Origin of the sequence: Mesorhizobium sp. M2A.F.Ca.ET.067.02.1.1 (assembly GCF_004023285.1) — a bacterium.
Lineage (GTDB): Bacteria > Pseudomonadota > Alphaproteobacteria > Rhizobiales > Rhizobiaceae > Mesorhizobium.
Genome location: NZ_RZSB01001379.1, coordinates 1 through 566 on the forward strand (window position 1 = coordinate 1; position 566 = coordinate 566).

1 pseudogene is annotated in these 566 nt (G+C 65.0%); it reads right to left on the reverse strand.

The annotated features are described in order from the left end of the window. Positions 1-566, reverse strand: a pseudogene (locus EOA28_RS37920) (hypothetical protein); the annotation flags it as partial.

Below are 566 nucleotides of genomic sequence, written 5' to 3' on the forward strand. Positions count from 1 at the left end.
GCATTGGTCAGGTCCGCCGAGACCTGCTGGGCGTCCTCGCCGCTCTTGTCGATCGCCACCTTGATGGTTCCCGAAAGCAGGTCCGACAGCCCAGGCATGCTGGCGTTGCGCGTCTTGTCGTCGAGGATCAGCGTGACCTTGCGGCTGCGCGCCGGCCCGTCATCGGCGAGCGGTTCGACCAGATCGAGCTCGGCCGGAATGCCGTTGAGCTTGGCATCCGCCGAAATCACCGCCTGCTTTGGCCCCACTGTTATCGAGCCGTCCGCCTCGGTAACGGTCTGGTCTTCGAACGACTTGGCGAGCGACAGGTCCTGATAGTCGAGGGAAACCAGCCAATCGAGCTTCGAGGTGTCCATGCCCCTCGTCAGCGGAATGTCTGCCCTGACGTGGCCGGTAACGGTGCCGGACAGGTCCTCGGGCGCCAGCCCGACATGGCGCATGGCATTGATCGGCTCGTAGGAGGCAAGCTCGGCGATTGCCGGCGCCTCACCCGCGACGTCGATGTCGAGCCCGCCGACCACGATCGGTCGATTGGCATTCTTGATCGTCAGCGTCCCGCCGCTTGC